Origin of the sequence: Nitrosomonas sp., assembly GCF_019752415.1 — a bacterium.
Taxonomy (GTDB): domain Bacteria; phylum Pseudomonadota; class Gammaproteobacteria; order Burkholderiales; family Nitrosomonadaceae; genus Nitrosomonas.
The window spans coordinates 49,772-66,403 of the sequence record NZ_JAIEME010000035.1; the positions used below are offsets into that span (position 1 = coordinate 49,772).

18 protein-coding genes are annotated in these 16,632 nt (G+C 43.8%); 11 read left to right on the plus strand and 7 right to left on the minus strand.

The features are described 5' to 3' along the window. The first annotated feature begins 211 nt into the window (after positions 1 to 211). The 6 genes from argH (at position 212) to htpX (ending at position 7,095) form a co-directional block, all read left to right on the plus strand. Positions 212 to 1,618 carry an argininosuccinate lyase gene (gene argH / locus K2P83_RS06795; protein ID WP_292927586.1) on the plus strand — a complete coding sequence of 469 codons (1,407 nt, stop codon included), beginning with the start codon at positions 212 to 214 and terminating at the stop codon, positions 1,616 to 1,618. A 35-nt stretch (positions 1,619 to 1,653) separates the two neighbouring features. Further along, positions 1,654 to 2,538 carry a fructosamine kinase family protein gene (locus K2P83_RS06800; protein WP_292927588.1) on the plus strand — a complete coding sequence of 295 codons (885 nt, stop codon included), beginning with the start codon at positions 1,654 to 1,656 and terminating at the stop codon, positions 2,536 to 2,538. 86 nt (positions 2,539 to 2,624) lie between these two features. Beyond that, positions 2,625 to 4,301, plus strand: coding sequence for a CTP synthase (locus tag K2P83_RS06805; RefSeq protein ID WP_292927590.1), 1,677 nt, complete (start codon positions 2,625 to 2,627; stop codon positions 4,299 to 4,301). A 49-nt stretch (positions 4,302 to 4,350) separates the two neighbouring features. Further along, positions 4,351 to 5,634 (plus strand): phosphopyruvate hydratase, encoded by a 1,284-nt coding sequence (gene eno, locus K2P83_RS06810; protein WP_292927592.1) that lies wholly within the window; start codon positions 4,351 to 4,353, stop codon positions 5,632 to 5,634. Beyond that, positions 5,634 to 5,927 carry a cell division protein FtsB gene (ftsB, locus tag K2P83_RS06815; protein ID WP_292927594.1) on the plus strand — a complete coding sequence of 98 codons (294 nt, stop codon included), beginning with the start codon at positions 5,634 to 5,636 and terminating at the stop codon, positions 5,925 to 5,927. The genes eno and ftsB overlap by 1 nt, the downstream gene beginning before the upstream one ends. 286 nt (positions 5,928 to 6,213) lie before the next feature. Next, positions 6,214 to 7,095 carry a protease HtpX gene (gene htpX, locus K2P83_RS06820; protein ID WP_292927596.1) on the plus strand — a complete coding sequence of 294 codons (882 nt, stop codon included), beginning with the start codon at positions 6,214 to 6,216 and terminating at the stop codon, positions 7,093 to 7,095. Between the two features lie 151 nt (positions 7,096 to 7,246). On the opposite strand, the gene K2P83_RS06825 is transcribed toward htpX, so the two are convergent. The 4 genes from K2P83_RS06825 to K2P83_RS06840 all read right to left on the minus strand — a co-directional run bounded on the left by K2P83_RS06825 (position 7,247) and on the right by K2P83_RS06840 (position 10,143). Next, positions 7,247 to 7,591, minus strand: a complete 345-nt coding sequence (locus K2P83_RS06825; RefSeq protein WP_292927598.1) for an exosortase system-associated protein, TIGR04073 family — start codon at positions 7,589 to 7,591, stop codon at positions 7,247 to 7,249. A gap of 157 nt (positions 7,592 to 7,748) precedes the next feature. Beyond that, positions 7,749 to 8,363, minus strand: coding sequence for an undecaprenyl diphosphate synthase family protein (locus K2P83_RS06830; protein ID WP_292927600.1), 615 nt, complete (start codon positions 8,361 to 8,363; stop codon positions 7,749 to 7,751). A 437-nt stretch (positions 8,364 to 8,800) separates the two neighbouring features. After that, positions 8,801 to 8,968, minus strand: coding sequence for a DUF1328 domain-containing protein (locus K2P83_RS06835; RefSeq protein ID WP_292927602.1), 168 nt, complete (start codon positions 8,966 to 8,968; stop codon positions 8,801 to 8,803). A gap of 227 nt (positions 8,969 to 9,195) precedes the next feature. After that, positions 9,196 to 10,143 carry a hypothetical protein gene (locus K2P83_RS06840; protein ID WP_292927604.1) on the minus strand — a complete coding sequence of 316 codons (948 nt, stop codon included), beginning with the start codon at positions 10,141 to 10,143 and terminating at the stop codon, positions 9,196 to 9,198. 350 nt (positions 10,144 to 10,493) lie between these two features. Here K2P83_RS06840 and K2P83_RS06845 point away from each other — a divergent pair, with 350 nt between their 5' ends. After that, positions 10,494 to 11,777: a diguanylate cyclase gene (locus K2P83_RS06845; RefSeq protein WP_292927606.1), complete on the plus strand. Its 1,284-nt coding sequence runs from the start codon at positions 10,494 to 10,496 to the stop codon at positions 11,775 to 11,777. Between the two features lie 26 nt (positions 11,778 to 11,803). Here K2P83_RS06845 and K2P83_RS06850 read toward each other — a convergent pair whose 3' ends face one another. Next, positions 11,804 to 13,561: a lysophospholipid acyltransferase family protein gene (locus K2P83_RS06850; protein WP_292927608.1), complete on the minus strand. Its 1,758-nt coding sequence runs from the start codon at positions 13,559 to 13,561 to the stop codon at positions 11,804 to 11,806. A gap of 254 nt (positions 13,562 to 13,815) precedes the next feature. Here K2P83_RS06850 and K2P83_RS06855 point away from each other — a divergent pair, with 254 nt between their 5' ends. From K2P83_RS06855 to K2P83_RS06870, 4 genes are all read left to right on the plus strand, one after another. Continuing rightward, the gene (locus K2P83_RS06855) at positions 13,816 to 14,109 is read left to right on the plus strand and encodes a hypothetical protein (RefSeq protein ID WP_292927610.1); all 294 of its coding nucleotides are present in this window, start codon (positions 13,816 to 13,818) and stop codon (positions 14,107 to 14,109) included. 244 nt (positions 14,110 to 14,353) lie between these two features. Further along, positions 14,354 to 14,443 (plus strand): type II toxin-antitoxin system HicA family toxin, encoded by a 90-nt coding sequence (locus K2P83_RS06860; RefSeq protein ID WP_292927612.1) that lies wholly within the window; start codon positions 14,354 to 14,356, stop codon positions 14,441 to 14,443. Next, complete coding sequence (locus K2P83_RS06865; protein ID WP_292927708.1) at positions 14,407 to 14,523, plus strand: type II toxin-antitoxin system HicA family toxin; 117 nt, start codon at positions 14,407 to 14,409, stop codon at positions 14,521 to 14,523. The genes K2P83_RS06860 and K2P83_RS06865 overlap by 37 nt, the downstream gene beginning before the upstream one ends. 3 nt (positions 14,524 to 14,526) lie before the next feature. Next, positions 14,527 to 14,739, plus strand: a complete 213-nt coding sequence (locus K2P83_RS06870) for a type II toxin-antitoxin system HicB family antitoxin (RefSeq protein WP_292927614.1) — start codon at positions 14,527 to 14,529, stop codon at positions 14,737 to 14,739. A gap of 72 nt (positions 14,740 to 14,811) precedes the next feature. On the opposite strand, the gene K2P83_RS06875 is transcribed toward K2P83_RS06870, so the two are convergent. Further along, positions 14,812 to 15,564: an alpha/beta hydrolase gene (locus K2P83_RS06875; protein WP_292927616.1), complete on the minus strand. Its 753-nt coding sequence runs from the start codon at positions 15,562 to 15,564 to the stop codon at positions 14,812 to 14,814. Further along, positions 15,561 to 16,589, minus strand: coding sequence for a M14 family zinc carboxypeptidase (locus K2P83_RS06880; RefSeq protein ID WP_292927618.1), 1,029 nt, complete (start codon positions 16,587 to 16,589; stop codon positions 15,561 to 15,563). Before K2P83_RS06880 ends, K2P83_RS06875 begins: the two co-directional genes overlap by 4 nt. Positions 16,590 to 16,632: the final 43 nt, after the last annotated feature.

Here is a 16,632-nt window from a genome sequence, read left to right on the forward strand (position 1 = left end):
GAAAAGTGGCGTGTATCAATTAAATTTACTAGCAAACGCTGCAGCTAAGATTAAATCTGAAGTGACATGGTTCTTATGATTTTGTTTCTACAAACTTGGCAGATAACATTCACCGTGCAAAAAATTGCAATGCCGCAAAATGACCGGCTATGCGTTTATGTTTTATAATCGACGCTTCTCACGGCAGGAAATAAGGGATTATAGCAACACAATGGATAATTACTCAGCATTAGAAAAAGAAAATAATAAAAAAACCTGGTCCGGACGGTTCAATGAGCCGGTCTCGGCACTTGTGGCGCGCTATACCGCCTCTGTCGGTTTTGATCAGCGGTTGGCCGAATACGACATTCAGGGGTCACTGGCTCATGCACAAATGCTTACAGAGCAAGGAATTATCAGTAATGAAGACTTGCTAGATATCCAGCAAGGCTTAAATCAGATTCGTGATGAAATTCGTAATCAGCAATTTATTTGGTTGCTGGAACTAGAGGATGTGCATTTAAATATTGAGAAACGTTTGACTACTCTAGTCGGTGATGCCGGCAAACGCTTACATACCGGCCGTTCACGTAATGATCAAGTCGCTACCGACATCCGATTGTTTTTGCGCACTGCAATTGATGAAATCATTGATTTGATCAAAGCCATGCAACACGCTTTATTAAATCTGGCGGAACAGCATATCCATACCGTTATGCCAGGTTTTACTCACCTTCAAGTCGCGCAGCCTGTTTCCTTTGGTCATCATCTAATGGCTTATTTTGAAATGTTGAAACGCGACATCGGACGATTAACTGATTGTAGAAAACGTGTGAATCAATTACCGCTGGGAGCAGCAGCACTGGCTGGCACCAGCTATCCGATCAATCGTGAACGGGTTGCAGAAATACTGGGTTTTGATGGGATTTGCGAAAACTCGTTGGATGCTGTTTCAGACCGGGATTTTGCCATTGAATTTACCGCTTGTGCAGCCCTGATCATGACCCATTTATCCCGCATGTCGGAAGAATTCATTTTATGGATGAATCCATCGTTCGGCTTTATTCAATTAGCCGACCGGTTTTGTACCGGTTCTTCGATCATGCCGCAAAAAAAGAATCCGGACGTCCCTGAATTAGTACGCGGCAAAACCGGTCGTATCAATGGCCATCTGGTTGCCCTGCTGACCTTGATGAAAGCACAGCCGCTCGCCTATAACAAGGACAACCAGGAAGACAAAGAACCGCTTTTTGATACTGTCGATACATTGACCGATACGTTACGGATCTATGCGGACATGCTCACCGGTGTTCGTGTTAACCAAGAAGCCATGCGCCACTCAGCATTACGTGGTTATGCCACAGCCACTGATCTGGCCGATTATTTGACTAAAAAAGGCATGCCTTTCCGCGATGCGCACGAGATTGTGGCAAAAGCAGTGCAATATGCGGAACAAAAAGGTTGCGATCTCGCTGATCTTGATCTGAATACGCTACAAAAATTTTCGCCACAGATTGAGCCAGACATTTTTGCTGTCTTGACGCTGGAAGGTTCAATGCAAAGCCGCAAGCACACCGGCGGAACAGCACCCGATCAAGTACAAAGAGCAATTAACCAAGCCAGGCAGTGGTTATCCTGAATATACGTTCCAGCTGCTTTTAAAGAGACAAACATATGGATGCCTGGGATCAAATCAGCACACAAATTTCCACAACCAGCGGCCACCCCTTCAAGATAAAAGACACCCGCCCAATTAGCGGGGGTTGTATTAATCAAACCTATTGTATTGGTGATGGCGCACAACATTATTTTGTTAAATTGAACTCGCCCGGCAATCTTTCTATGTTTGAAGCGGAAGTTGCCGGATTAATGGAAATCCATCAGTCACACACCGTACGTGTACCACTACCCGTCTGCTTTGGCCAAAATGATCACGCTGCCTGGCTGGTTCTGGAATACCTGGATTTGAACGCTGGCAACCGCGGCAAAGCATCCGACTTGGGCATACAGCTTGCAGCCATGCACCGTACTGTTTCCAAACAATTTGGCTGGATTCGTGATAATACAATCGGACAAACCCCGCAAATTAATACCGCTTCTTCCGATTGGACTAACTTCTGGAAAATGCATCGCCTAGGGTATCAATTAGATCTGGCTAAAACCAATGGATTTAACGGAAAATTGCAAAAATTAGGGGAGCAATTATTAATCGATCTGGATGAATTCTTTTCGGGTGTAACACCATCCCCATCACTTTTACATGGCGATCTCTGGAGTGGCAATTATGCCTATGATGGCTCAGGAAATCCGGTACTGTTTGACCCTGCCGTATATTACGGTGATCGTGAAACGGATATTGCCATGACTGAGCTTTTTGGCGGCCTTCCGGCCGATTTTTATTCTGCTTACCGATATGATTATCCGTTGGATTCCGGGTATAATGTTCGCAAGGTTGTGTATAACCTCTATCATATTCTTAATCACATGAACCTTTTTGGTAGTAGCTACTGCCACCAAGCTGAGCAAATGATGGATCGATTACTTGCTGAAATTCGTTAATAAATACTGAAAAAGTTGTCTGCTAAAAAGTCATGCAAAAACTCTCTCACAATTCTCCTGAATTATTCTAGTTACGATAACCATTCATGACCAAGTATGTTTTTGTGACAGGTGGCGTTGTTTCTTCTTTGGGCAAAGGTATTGCCGCCGCATCCCTGGCCGCACTGCTTGAGACACGTGGGCTTAAAGTAACTATGCTTAAATTAGATCCCTATATCAATGTCGACCCCGGCACGATGAGTCCGTTTCAACATGGCGAAGTGTTTGTCACGGAAGACGGCGCCGAGACGGATCTCGATCTGGGCCATTATGAACGTTTCATCAGCACCCGCATGACCCGGCATAACAACTTCACGACAGGTCAAATCTACGAAAGTGTTATTCGCAAAGAACGGCGCGGCGATTATCTCGGTGGCACGGTACAAGTAATTCCTCATATCACGGATGAGATAAAGCGCTATATTCAAGCAGGCGTTGGTGATGCACAAGTCGCGATTATCGAAATCGGAGGCACAGTTGGTGATATCGAATCACTCCCTTTTCTGGAAGCGATCCGGCAAATGGCTGTGCAGAATCCACGCACGGATACTTGTTTCATCCACCTCACTTTACTGCCTTATATCGGCTCAGCCGGTGAGTTAAAAACCAAACCCACGCAGCATTCTGTCAAAGAATTGCGGGAAATTGGAATCCAGCCGGATGTATTACTATGCCGTTCAGATCGTGAAGTACCCAAGGAAGAGCGTCGCAAAATAGCGTTATTCACCAATGTCCAGGAAGAAGCGGTAATATCCGCCATCGATGTTGACAGTATTTATAAAATCCCAGGCTTGCTGCACGAGCAAATGCTCGATGAAATCATCTGCCATAAATTAAATATTCTGGCCAAACCAGCTGACCTAAGTGTTTGGAAGAATTTAGTTTATGCGCTGGAACATCCGAAATATACCGTTACTATTGCGCTGGTCGGCAAGTACGTCGATTTAACCGAATCCTATAAATCGCTATCTGAAGCTTTGATTCATGCAGGCATTCATACTAACAGCCGGATTACTATCAACTACATAGACTCTGAAACTATCGAGAAAGAAGGTACAGACAGCCTCATTAATATGGACGCGATCCTGGTTCCCGGCGGTTTTGGCAAACGCGGCGTGGAAGGCAAGATCATGGCCATCCATTTTGCTCGTACCAACCGTATTCCATATCTAGGTATTTGTCTAGGAATGCAACTGGCAGTCATTGAATATGCGCGTAACAAGGCTGGGATGAAAGGCGCACACAGTACTGAATTTAATCCGGATACCCCGTATCCGGTCATCGGATTGATTACGGAATGGCGTACCCGGGATGGGCAAATTGAAATACGCGATGAAAACTCTGACATCGGCGGCAGTATGCGCTTAGGTGGTCAGGAATGTATTTTGAAAAAACACTCGCTAGCTTGGAAAACGTATGGTGCGGATAAAATTACTGAACGTCACCGTCATCGCTATGAAGTCAATAATCTTTATATCCCCAATTTAGAAAAAGCGGGGCTTTGCATCGGTGGCTTATCCAAAGAAGAAAGCCTATGTGAAATGATAGAACTTCCGGAAACAGAGCATTCATGGTTTCTTGGCTGTCAATTTCATCCAGAATTTACTTCCACGCCTCGACAGGGTCACCCACTATTTAAATCCTATATTCAGGCAGCCATCAGCTTTCGCAGCAGCAGCCAGCGTACGGGAGATGAGAAAATACATGCAGTACTGAGCAAGTAACAATATCGCAGTAGAAATAATACTAATTCAATAACAGGGAAAATGTAGCATGAGCGCAATCGTAGATGTTATCGCCCGCGAGATTCTTGATTCTCGTGGTAATCCAACAATTGAAGCAGATGTACTGCTGGAATCAGGCGTATTAGGCCGAGCTTCTGTTCCTTCTGGAGCATCTGTTGGAACCAAGGAAGCGGTAGAACTGAGAGATGGGGATATGCAACGCTACTCAGGCAAGGGTGTGCTCACAGCTGTGGAAAATGTTAACACTGAGATTTCGGAAACATTAATGGGGTTGGACGCTATCGACCAAAGTTTCATCGATCAAGCGTTGATCAACCTGGATGGTACTGAAAATAAATCCAGACTCGGTGCCAATGCCATTCTAGCGGTATCTCTCGCTGTCGCCAAAGCCGCTGCCGAAGAATCCGGTTTACCATTGTATCGTTATCTGGGCGGTGCCGGCTTGATGTCTATGCCCGTTCCTTTGATGAACCTGATTAATGGTGGTGCACATGCCAACAACAATATCAACATGCAGGAATTTATGATTGTTCCGTTGGGCATTTCAAACTTCCATGATGCCATTCGTTGCGGAGCAGAAGTTTTTAGCGCACTGAAAAATCTCATCAACGAAAAAAACATGCCTACAACCGTCGGCGACGAAGGCGGATTTGCCCCTAATCTGGAAAATAATGAGGCAGCCCTGCAATTAATTGTACAAGCCATTGATCTGGCAGGGTACCAGGCTGGCAAAGAAGTCGCGATTGGCCTTGACTGTGCTAGCTCAGAATTCTTTCAGGACGGTAAATACCATCTGGCATCGGATGGCCTGCATCTGACTTCAGCGCAGTTTGCTGATTACCTCGCATCCTGGGTAGATAAATACCCGATCATCAGTATCGAAGATGGCATGAGCGAGCATGATTGGGATGGATGGGAAATACTCACTAACAAATTGGGCAAATCGATTCAATTAGTCGGTGATGATATTTTCGTTACCAATGCAAAAATTTTGCAAGAAGGTATCAAACGGGGCATTGCCAACTCCATCTTGATCAAGGTAAATCAGATTGGCACGCTGACTGAAACACTCTCAGCTATTGAAATGGCAAAATGCGCCGGCTACACCGCGGTCATTTCACATCGTTCCGGAGAAACCGAGGATACCACCATCGCTGATATCGCGGTTGCAACCAATGCATTACAAATAAAAACCGGCTCATTATCCCGTTCCGACCGTCTCGCAAAATACAATCAGTTATTGCGAATTGAAGAAGACCTAGGGGATTCAGCAAGCTATGCTGGCCGGAGAGCATTTTATCAGCTCAAGTAATGAAGCTTTTGAGTTTTATACTGCTGCTACTGATTGCTGCGATGCAGTATCCCTTATGGTACGGTAAAGCAAGCTGGCTTAAAGTCTGGCAGGCCGATCAAGATGTTGTTACAGCACGTGAAAATAATTTAATACTGCAGAATCGCAACAACAAGCTTGAGGCCGAAGTGAATGACCTGAAACAAGGCCTTGAAGCAATTGAAGAACGCGCTCGTAGTGACCTTGGCATGATCAAGGAAGGGGAGATACTTTTTCAGATTGTCAAAAGTACATCACCCCAACCTTCGCGATAATTTCACACTACGCTGTTTGCCCAGTAATGATCAAAGATCATCCATCGGTGAATTACTCTGTCTTATTTCCGTACTTACTTTCAGAAAATACTGAATTCATTTGAACGGTACAAGAAATCTGGCACCTAAATTATTAGGTTTAAGATCTCTAGTAGTCAATTTGAATAACATTCCGTCAGCAGCCCAATCAGAAAAATTCAAATATAATCCGCTTGAAAAGTGAAAAAAAGCTCACATATCAACACCAGCTTTGTTCTGTATTTTATCGATATCATGGAGTAAAGGAATGAAAAGAATTATACTTTTTTTAGCAACTAACTTGGCCATTATTGTTGTCCTTAGCATTACACTAAGACTATTTGGATTCGAAAGAATTTTAGACGAGCAAGGAACAGGTCTGGACATCAATTCCCTATTACTGTTCGCATCAGTATTTGGATTTGGCGGCTCGTTTATGTCACTTGCTCTGTCAAAGTGGACAGCAAAACGATTTACCGGTGCACAAGTTATTGAAATTCCACGTAATGCGCAAGAACACTGGCTAATCACCACCGTGCAACGGCAGGCAAAAATAGCCGGTATCGGTATGCCGGAAGTTGCCATCTTTAACGCGCCGGATGTCAATGCTTTTGCCACAGGAATGTCTAAAAATTCCGCACTGGTCGCGGTCAGTACCGGGCTCTTAAATACCATGAGCCAGGATGAAGCTGAAGCCGTACTCGCGCATGAAGTCAGTCATATTGCCAATGGGGACATGGTGACATTGGCGCTGATTCAGGGTGTCGTCAACACATTTGTGATTTTTCTGTCGCGTGTCATTGGACACACTGTGGATCGTGTCGTATTTAAAACAGAAAATGGGCATGGTCCTGCTTTCTGGGTTACCACCATCATTGCTGAAATCGTTCTGGGTGTGTTGGCCAGTATTATTGTTATGTGGTTTAGCCGCCAACGTGAATTCCGTGCCGATGCCGGTGGTGCCAGTTTAGCGGGCAGAAACAAAATGATCGCTGCATTGCGGCGCTTACAATTAACTCACGAACAGGCACATTTACCGGATCAGTTGGCCGCTTTTGGTATTTCCGGAGGGAGTAGCGGACTCATGCGCTTATTCATGTCACACCCGCCGCTGGAAGAAAGAATTGCAGCACTTGAGGCGCAACGCTAGTATTCGCTGCATTACGCTCTGTGAAAACGCCATATCATCGCACTGGTATGGCGTTTTCATTTTCTGTATCGGATAAAAAATACATCCTTCCTAAAACGCAGGAATGTATTCTTTGAAGATTCTGTTGTTATTCTTGGAGATAGCAAGCCGATTAATAGGACGTTTCTCTGGAGAAATCTTGCCAGATAAAAGGAGGATTAACCGATGGTTTGGTTGGAATAAAGAAAGTAGCTGCATCAAGCACGCCCACTAAACTACGACCGACTGTATGCATGATACCCATTGCCAAACCAATTGTCGCACCATAAACTGGTCCCTCTTTCTGGCCAGTTAAAATAACGTTCTTAGGTAACTCCACCCACCCAGTAACCGCATTAGCAATACCACTTACAAATTTCTCGCTTGAGTTACCAAAATAACTGTCAGACGCAACAGCTTGAGACGAGAAAAGAAAAAATATAGAAAGCAGTAAAGATAATTTAGCAATTCTTCTCATCAAAAAAACTCCTTTATTCGATTTTAAAATTAGATTTCTGTTTTCAGTTAAGTTAAGAAACGAACAGAAATTTATTCGAAGTTTACCCCTTCATATCTAAACAAACAATTCATGATTACAGCTCAATTAACTATTAACTAATTTAGCTTGCTATATTTTAACCACCTAGACTGCGATCTTGTTTTTTGTACCAAGCAAGAGCTTGCTCAAAATGTTTGACCTCAAAATCTGGCCAATATTCTTCTCTCACATAAATATCTGCATATACCGATTGAGCAGGCAAGAAACCACTCAATCGCCTCCCGCCGCCCCAACGAACAATCAAATCGATTCTAGAAACATCTTCCGATCGTAACTTGCCCGTTTTAAGGCCATTTAAATCCCATTCCCAACCATAATTAACCAGTAAATTTACTTTAATACCTTTTCCTTTACGTTGTCGAAATTGTTTTAAACTGATAGGAAATTGTAATGAAGAATCATCGCCCACAACTAGCAATGCAGCCCCTCGATCAGAAATTTCATTTACAAATGTTAAAGTAGCGGTACTAAAGGCTTTTTTTTGTATATTTGGTCGTTTGGTATTGTCTTGAGTAAAGCAATAAACAGATATTTCCTTAATTCCTCTTTTTTTACATTCTTCGAATAATAATAAACCTGGGGCGATTCCATGGGAATAACCTGCGTCTCTCGTTAATCCATGGCTTAACGCCCATCTACGATTACCATCCGGTATAAACCCAATATGATTCGGTGTATTAATTTTTGACATTTATCATTTCTAATTAACTATTGTTGATTTTCTCGACCACAAATGAGGGCTGAAAAATTAACATTGCCATCCACAACCTTGCATTAATCGACTTTTGTCAATTAACCTTGCGAATGTAAGCTTTTGTCAACCTGAGAACCTTGCGAATTGGCCCATCTGTCAACCAGCCCCAAAAATCAAATTGCACCGCACGCTTGAGATATCTGTTCACCGAATCGGAAAATCTGATAACTGATTTATTAAGATTTCAGTTTGATTCTCGTGCATATATGCAACTAACTCTAAGATAACCGACTGAGCGGAACCAGCTTGCAGGCATAAGACCTTGTGCAGAAGAGCACAAAATTTGCGAAGCAAATTCCCCGCTGAAAACTGTCCGGTTGAACTTGAGATTCTCCGCTGTATTGCCAAGAGGAATCTCAAGTAGATCAAATTGATTATGGGGGGGGAGTACGTCTACCTGTTATAAAGAAAATTATAGCCATGATGATACCGACTATGAATGCAATCCATGCTATTTCCGTAGCAGTACCTGCGATTTCACTAAACCCTAAAACAGCTGCAATTAATGCGATAACTAAAAATGTAAGAGCCCAATTAAACATTTTCTACTCCTTATTTAGGATTAAATAAATTATGAACATATTCATCTGAATTTTGGAAAAAGCCGGTACGGCATCCCAAATTTTTCTGAACATATGATATGAAATACCGTTAACAGGCCCTAGTGCACGAATAACGCTATGAGAATAATAATAGGAATGGGGACACCTATAAGAAATAAAAGTATTGAACGCATTTTGTTTGTTTCCTTAATGAGTTAGTTGTGTAATTACATGTCCCGTTGCCGACCGCCGTAGGTGGCCGAAAAACTGGCAACGAATGCACCGATAAGTAGCGAGATAAACAACCACAGCGATGCATAAGAGGAAGCTTTACGTGCTTGATCAGCCGCTTCTTTTGAGATTGTTTCAGCATCTTGTAGTTTTTCCTGGATACGGGTAAATGTATCTCTTACCCGCTTCTCAGCATTTTGTTGAGTCAAATCGGTGTGCTGTGCTACCACTTGACCTATATAACGAATGTCTTCTTCGGGGAGGTTTTTCGTTTGTATGGAATTTATGAAAATACGGGCAACTTCGAGTGTTCCGGTTGCGGGTATAACCGCACTTGAATCTGTGCTCACATCTTTCCTGAACAGTGAATCAATGAAGTAATCCATTGAGCTACTCTCAGAATTGGAATTCACTATCCCAGACCCTGCAGTGGAAGCAACACTTACAGTTGCAGCCGCCGCAGTGGTGGCAACACCCCTCGCCACGGTAGCTCCAGCCTGTATTCCGCCGCTGATGATCGACCCGATTACCGTAGTTAGTATCACTGCAGTTGCAAGCGTAGCGACAGCCCAAGCCAAGAAACCATGCGCGGTATCGCGAAAGTAAACCTCGTCCGAATGTACTGCAATCCACTTTGTCCTCAGTCTGCCGGAAAGATAACCGCCTATTCCGGAAGCAAAAAGTTGTGTAAAGGTCAGCCAAAGGATGGTTGATACACCGAAAGTCATAGCACTGACCCCGTTGTGCGACCACGGCGATACCGAAGATAGTCCCAAACCTGTTCCCAAAATAAGAAGGATAAGCGATAGAGCAGCAATTGCTGCCGCTCCAGCCACGATAGCACCCCAAGAAACTGCACTTGCCTGCGTTTGTATAGGAACAGTAGTGATACCAGTTTTTTCTTGTTTGAGTACGTCAGATGTTGCGGTATTAGAAGTAGTCATAAGATATCTTCATGAAGTGTTAAAATAAAATTTTCGCGTAAACTCCTGGCACGTGTCTGTTCGCTGTCGCACTTTGTTTTTTAAATCGCGTAAACATTCTAAATTAAACCATAGCATGGTTACGCTATATGGTTGATCACACTTCGAATTCCCGCTCGATTGCCATGATTATTTCCAGGATGCGTAACATCTCGACAACCTTAAGTCCAAACATCCAAAAATAAATTTCATATTTCACAAACTTTCTAAAAGAAATCAATATTGATGTCGATATCCTTTCTCATATCGTAACAGACCGGTTTTGTTGACAGTCTGCAACCAGATTTATGTGATTGAAGGGGTATTAGAATATGGAAGGACTTATCGTTGAACCATCCAGAACGTATCAAAAACTTCTATCGTCTGCGATTGAATCTGGCGGACTTGAAACAAAGCAGGTTTCAACCGGCGAAGAAGCCCTGACATTGCTTAAGCAGCAGCCTTTTGATTTGGTATTTATTGCAATGCATTTACAGGATATGGATGGTCCAAAGTTTTCGTCACATCTGCGTGCCGATTCCCGCACCCGGCAAATACCGCTGGTTATGGTTACTTCGAATGAAGATAAAGAATTATTGGACGAAGCATTTTCAGCAGGTGTAACAAAAATATTTGCTAAACATGAATTGGACAAAATCACCAGTTATGCTGCTCAGTTTTCTAGAAAAAACGGCAGCAAAACCATGTCGGGGCACATCTTATATATTGAAGGCAGTCCATCAGTTGTCAACTTAACATCGGCGGTGTTAAGAGACAACGGCTATACCGTCGATCATTTCGCCACGGGTGAAGAGGGGTTAGAAGCATTCCAGAAGAATGCCTACGATTTAGTGTTGACCGATATATTGCTCAAAGGCAAATTAAATGGCCAGGGAACTGTCAAAGCATTACGGCACCTTGCTGAGGATAATAAAAAATATGTGCCCTTATTGGTATTCTCGGTGCTTGATGATACCGCACACAAAGTAGAATTGTTGCGCTTGGGAGCCAATGATTACGTTACCAAACCCCTAATCCAAGAAGAATTGCTTGCAAGAGTCAGCAATCTAATTACCAGTAAGAAGTTACTGGATAAGACAGTCGCCCAGCAACATGTCATGCAGGAATTAACAGTAAAGGATCCATTGACCGGTTTGTATAATCGCTACTTTATGATGGAAGCTGTTTCATCAAGATTGCGCGAAGCAACACGTCATAGTATTCCCTATAGCCTGATTATAGTGAATATCGATAAATTCAATATAATCAATGAGAATTACGGTCACTTAACGGGTGATTTGGTATTGAAAGAGATTGCTTCCGAATTAGTTAAACCTACTCGCAAAGAAGATATCGTTGCGCGTTATGATGGCGAAGAATTTGTTTTGTTACTGTCCCACTGCAATATTTCTAATGCAACGATCATTGCAGAAAAAATACGGCAAGCTATTGAAAATTTGCATCCATCAGACCTGAATGTGACCGCAAGCCTTGGCGTCGCAGAGATGCAACCGGATTCGATCGAAAGTTTCCCTGAATTATTTAAAGCCACCCATGATGCTATTAATCAAGCCAAATCAAATGGCGGCAATCAAGTCATCGCACGCCACCTATAAAAATGCCCGGATGTTCATAAGCTTCACTATGCGGAGTTTAGACTCTGCATGACCATTGCATGGCTTTCAATATAGCGTTGGTTTTTCTTTTCTTTAATGGTATCGATATGCACCAGAATCAGCGCATCGACACAGTTAGAAAAGGTTGGATCGATATTAAACCCCAGAAATTCGCAACCGCCCAGCTGGCATAGTTCCACATATTGCTTATAGAGTACCGGAACCTTCACGCCGAATTCATCCATTTTTTCTTTCAGAATCGTATAAGCTTGTTTGTACTCAACCTCATCCGCAACCTTCTTGAATGGCGTAAAATCCTCTACTTGCTCAAATTCGAACGGCAACCTGGGTTTAGCAAGTAGCTCGTCTTTACCGAAAAGTTCTGTATAAAAACCTGCAATCACTTTTTGCGCAGACTCAGGCAAAGCAGTACTCAGCGAAACTGGTCCAACCATATAACGTATTTCTGGATGCTGATATAGATACGCGCCAATCCCGTACCAGAGATAATCCAGACTGCGTTTCCCCTGGTATCGCGGTTGAATGAAACTGCGCCCCAGTTCGATGGCATGTTCAAGATAAGGAACAAACGCTGAATCAAACTCGAATAAGCTATGGGTGTACAACCCTGATTCTCCATGTTCCTTAAGAATTTTGGATGCTTCACCAATGCGATAGGAGCCGATAATTTCCAATTCGTCTTCGTCCCACAGAATCAAGTGCCGGTAATAACGATCATAGCTATCGATATCCAACGCATTGCCGGTACCTTCCTGCACCTGCCGGAAAGATAATTCGCGCAACCGACCAATCTCACGCATCACACTGGAATTCGGCATATAGTCAAACAGATAAATATGTTTGCCGTCCTGGGTTTTACCGATCAGTTGCGACGCCTTCAGCTCCTTGCGGATTAATTTGGTGCGGACGGGGTGGATAATATTTTCAATCGGCTTAAACAGTTCTTTTTTCTTCTTTTTATCTAATAAATAGACCTGCTTGCGCATCAATTTTGCCACGGCTTTCTTAGATAAATCCATTGCCGCAATGGATTCCCATGGGATCGGTTTACCAATCCGGAATGAAATTTCACTGCCCTTCTGGTTGAACATCTCATTGACCAGCATCATCGTACCCAGCGGTTTGTAGAGGCTCGAAAGACCATAAAATAGTGTGGAATTTTTGCCGCCAATATAAACAGGAACAATCGGTGCTTTGGTTTTCTTGGCCAGCGATAAAAACCCGGTTTTCCATTTGCCGTCACGAACACCCAGCGGGCAAATACGCGATACTTCCCCGGTCGGAAATAGAATAACAGCCTGCTCCGCTTCCAATGCATCAACAATCTGGTTCAAATTGTCACGATGATTCGCGGATTCCGCTAAATTACCCACCGAAAGAAACAAGCTTTGCAGCGGATCAATGCAGTTCAACAAAGTCGTTGCGACAATCTTCACGTCGGTTCTGATCTCCGACACCAACTTAAGCAGCGCCAGCCCGTCCAGAGAACCGAGCGGATGATTTGCGACAATCAGCACCCGGCGCTGATCAGGGATACGTGCACGATCTTTGCTGGAAACCTGAAAGCTAAAATTAAAATGCTCCAGCACCGCATCATTGAACTCCAACCCTTCCAAATGCCGGTGTGTTTCAATGAATGCGTTGATTTCTTTCTGATGAAATAGCTTCTTCAAGACCGAAGCAGCAGCCTTCATCAGCGGCTTATCACTCGTCTCATCCGTATTTTGAAAATAATCTTTCAGCAAGGTATCCACGTCAAGCATAATTCCGCTCCCAGCATAGCAATTGAATGCTGATAAGATAGAGGATCAATGTGACAAAAGAATGACGTTCAATTTTTTACTGATTTATTGGTCTTATCTCTGTGGAGCTTGCAAAGTTTGGTATGATCAAAATAATTTAACTTGCCGCCATAAAACACAAGGAAACATCATAAGGCTTACTGTATTGGAACTCACTTCTGACGAGATAATTTTCATCCATTTCTGAAGTTTAATTTTTGTTAAGGCAGAAATTCATGGAACCTCCATTCAAAGTAATCGATTTCCTGCCGAGTACTTCAGCTAAATGGGCAGCGTGGCTATTTTCATTCCTCTCAGGATCGCTTCATGTTCTCCTTGAGTGGTTGCAAATTGATAAGCTCTTGCCGCTAGAATGGGCGCAGAAATTATCATTATCGCTGCTGCCAGCAGTACTCCTATTAATTGGTGCAATTATTGTCCTTTTCTTTGTGGTTTATACTTACAAGAAACAAATCGAAGAAATTCAGAAAAAACCAAAAATTTCTCTCACTAACTGGAAACGTGGATAGATCTAACGTAACACTCGATCTAATCTTTCTCGATATCACTGAACAGGAGCAAGGATCGAGTCTTGCAATCAAACATAATAACCAGCAGATGGTAATCAAAGACACGCATTATCTGGTAACAGTTGTATCGTTCTGTCATTGATTCTGGTTTGGCTAACTGTGTACTTACCATCACATTAGGAATTATGGGAAAATTATTGTAATTTACTACCCTACTTACATGAAAGTTAATGAAATATTGAGAATGCTGAAACAAGATGGCTGGTATCTTGTCACAATGCGAGGAAGCCATCGACAATTCAAGCATCCAATCAAAACAAAAGCGGTCGCGTAACTGTATCTGGGAAACCTGGCGATGATTTAGCACCGGGCACTTTGAATAGCATACTCAAGCAAGCAAAACTAAAGGAGTAAATCATGCGTTATGCAATCGTTGTCGAAAAAGCAGAAAATAACTACTCAGCCTATGTGCCCGATTTGCCTGGTTGCATCGCGACCGGCTCTACGATTGAAGAAACAGAGCGGGAAATTCGTGAAGCAATTGGACTGCATATCGAAGGGATGATTGGAGATGGTTTGCCTGTACCACAACCAACAAGTATCGTTCAGTATATTGAAGTTGCTGCCTGAGTTATTGCTCAATAGCGCATAATAAAACCACATCACACTCAACCGGAATATGGTCGGCTCTTCGGCTACAACTTAAACATCCATCTGCAGCTCAAACCATTGCTTGATAGCACCAGCCAACCACTCCGGTTCATCCAGCGGCAAATCATGACCGGCCGTCTCATGTTGCATATAGCCGATTTGCCAAGTTTCCGCCAATTTCAGACTACAACGATAATCCACCAGACGGTCAGCCATACTGGTCACAATAAGTATGGGTTGCTGCGGTTTGTTCGTGATGGAAAATTTTGCAGCGGCCAGAAACTGGTTTCTGGCGCTGGCCTTTGATACCGGATTTTGTTGTTGCCACTGTTGCCAGGATTCCAGCAGTTTTCTGTCGTGACTGTGACGATTTGAAGTCAGACTCAGGATATCCGCTTCCTTTTGTGCAGCCGCATGAAAAATCATTTGGATGACTTGGGGGTAAACCATCCAGCGCAAACGATGGTAAAACGGCGATAACGGTCTTGCGCTGGTGTTGATGAGAACTGCCGCTTCCACTTCGTCCGGATACCGCGTCATCCAATCCATCGCGATCATTCCGCCCATGGAAAGCGCGATCAATCGGAGTGGCTGGGTTGTATTGATTTGCTCGCGCAATGCTTCAGTCATCTCCGCAATGGTTTTTGGACTGATGGCCTGATGCAACTGGCCATTTCCCGGAATATCCGGTGTGCTGATCATGGCGCAGGGAAATTGCTGTTGCAGACTTCCGGAAAATTCTCCCCAGTGCCGTGCCTCACGCAATAATCCCCGAATCAGCACGAAATGCTCGCTATCCCTCATGAATACCATAACGCCCGTGCTTGTTGTTCCAATCCCGGCATCTCGCTTTGATTGAGCCAGTTCTGATACGACAAGGTCGCGTGCAACAGAAATTCCATCAGAATTAAATGGCTTCTCAGCACGCGATTCAACCGGTGGGGTTTGACCGGGTGATATAAACCCTGCAATCGGCGCAACTGCAGCGGATTTTTGCGAATCCACCGCCACGAGCCCATTTCAAGCGTTAAGGGCAAGAAAACATTGTTGCTCGCCAGCGATTGTTGATAAAGAAAATCCCACAGATCACCATGGGTCAAATAATGCTGTGATTGCGGCTCAAACAAATAATCCTGATGCGGATAAGTCTGCATAAAGAGCTGGCGCAAGTAATAAACTTCTTTGAGATGTTTAATCGGCTCCAGCCGGCTTTTGGCATACGGAAACCAGATCTGGTTGCGAAAACCAAAACCGGAATGGCAATCCAGGACCAGGCTAAACGGTGCAGGTAAGACTTCCTGCTTAATAAAATCGCACAGTGCTTGTGCTTCCGGTTGCATGGCGTCACCGGACTTTCCCCGATACCACGGCAACACCGATGAAATCCGGTGCCCTCCAGCCAGCCAGATGGTTTTTTCGTGGCTATCCACCGGCGCATTGCGCATGAGATCGACACCCTGCCCATTGGCACGCGTAGCGTTCAGCATGCCGACCGGATTGATGATGGGTAAAATATTGATCCGCACCCGTTGCAAAATATCAGCCAGGACCCGGTCCCATTTAAGGCGTTCGAGCAGACCTTCCAGAAAAGCAATGACTACTTGCGTGCCAATGCGCTCCAGACCATGGATACCGGCAACATAAGTCACACACGGAATATCTTGCGCGATATTCCCGAGTGTCAGCGCGTAAATTGGCAGTAGATCATCATCGCAAGGCACATGACAAAGCACCTTACTGTGTAGATGTACATTATTATCCTCCTGAATAATCGCTTCAACTTGTTGCAATTCAGGTAATGATAGCTTCAGGGCGGTTGTGGCGTGCATTGTGTATTAAAGTGCTTACCGTAAAAATAGTTACCATAAAAAG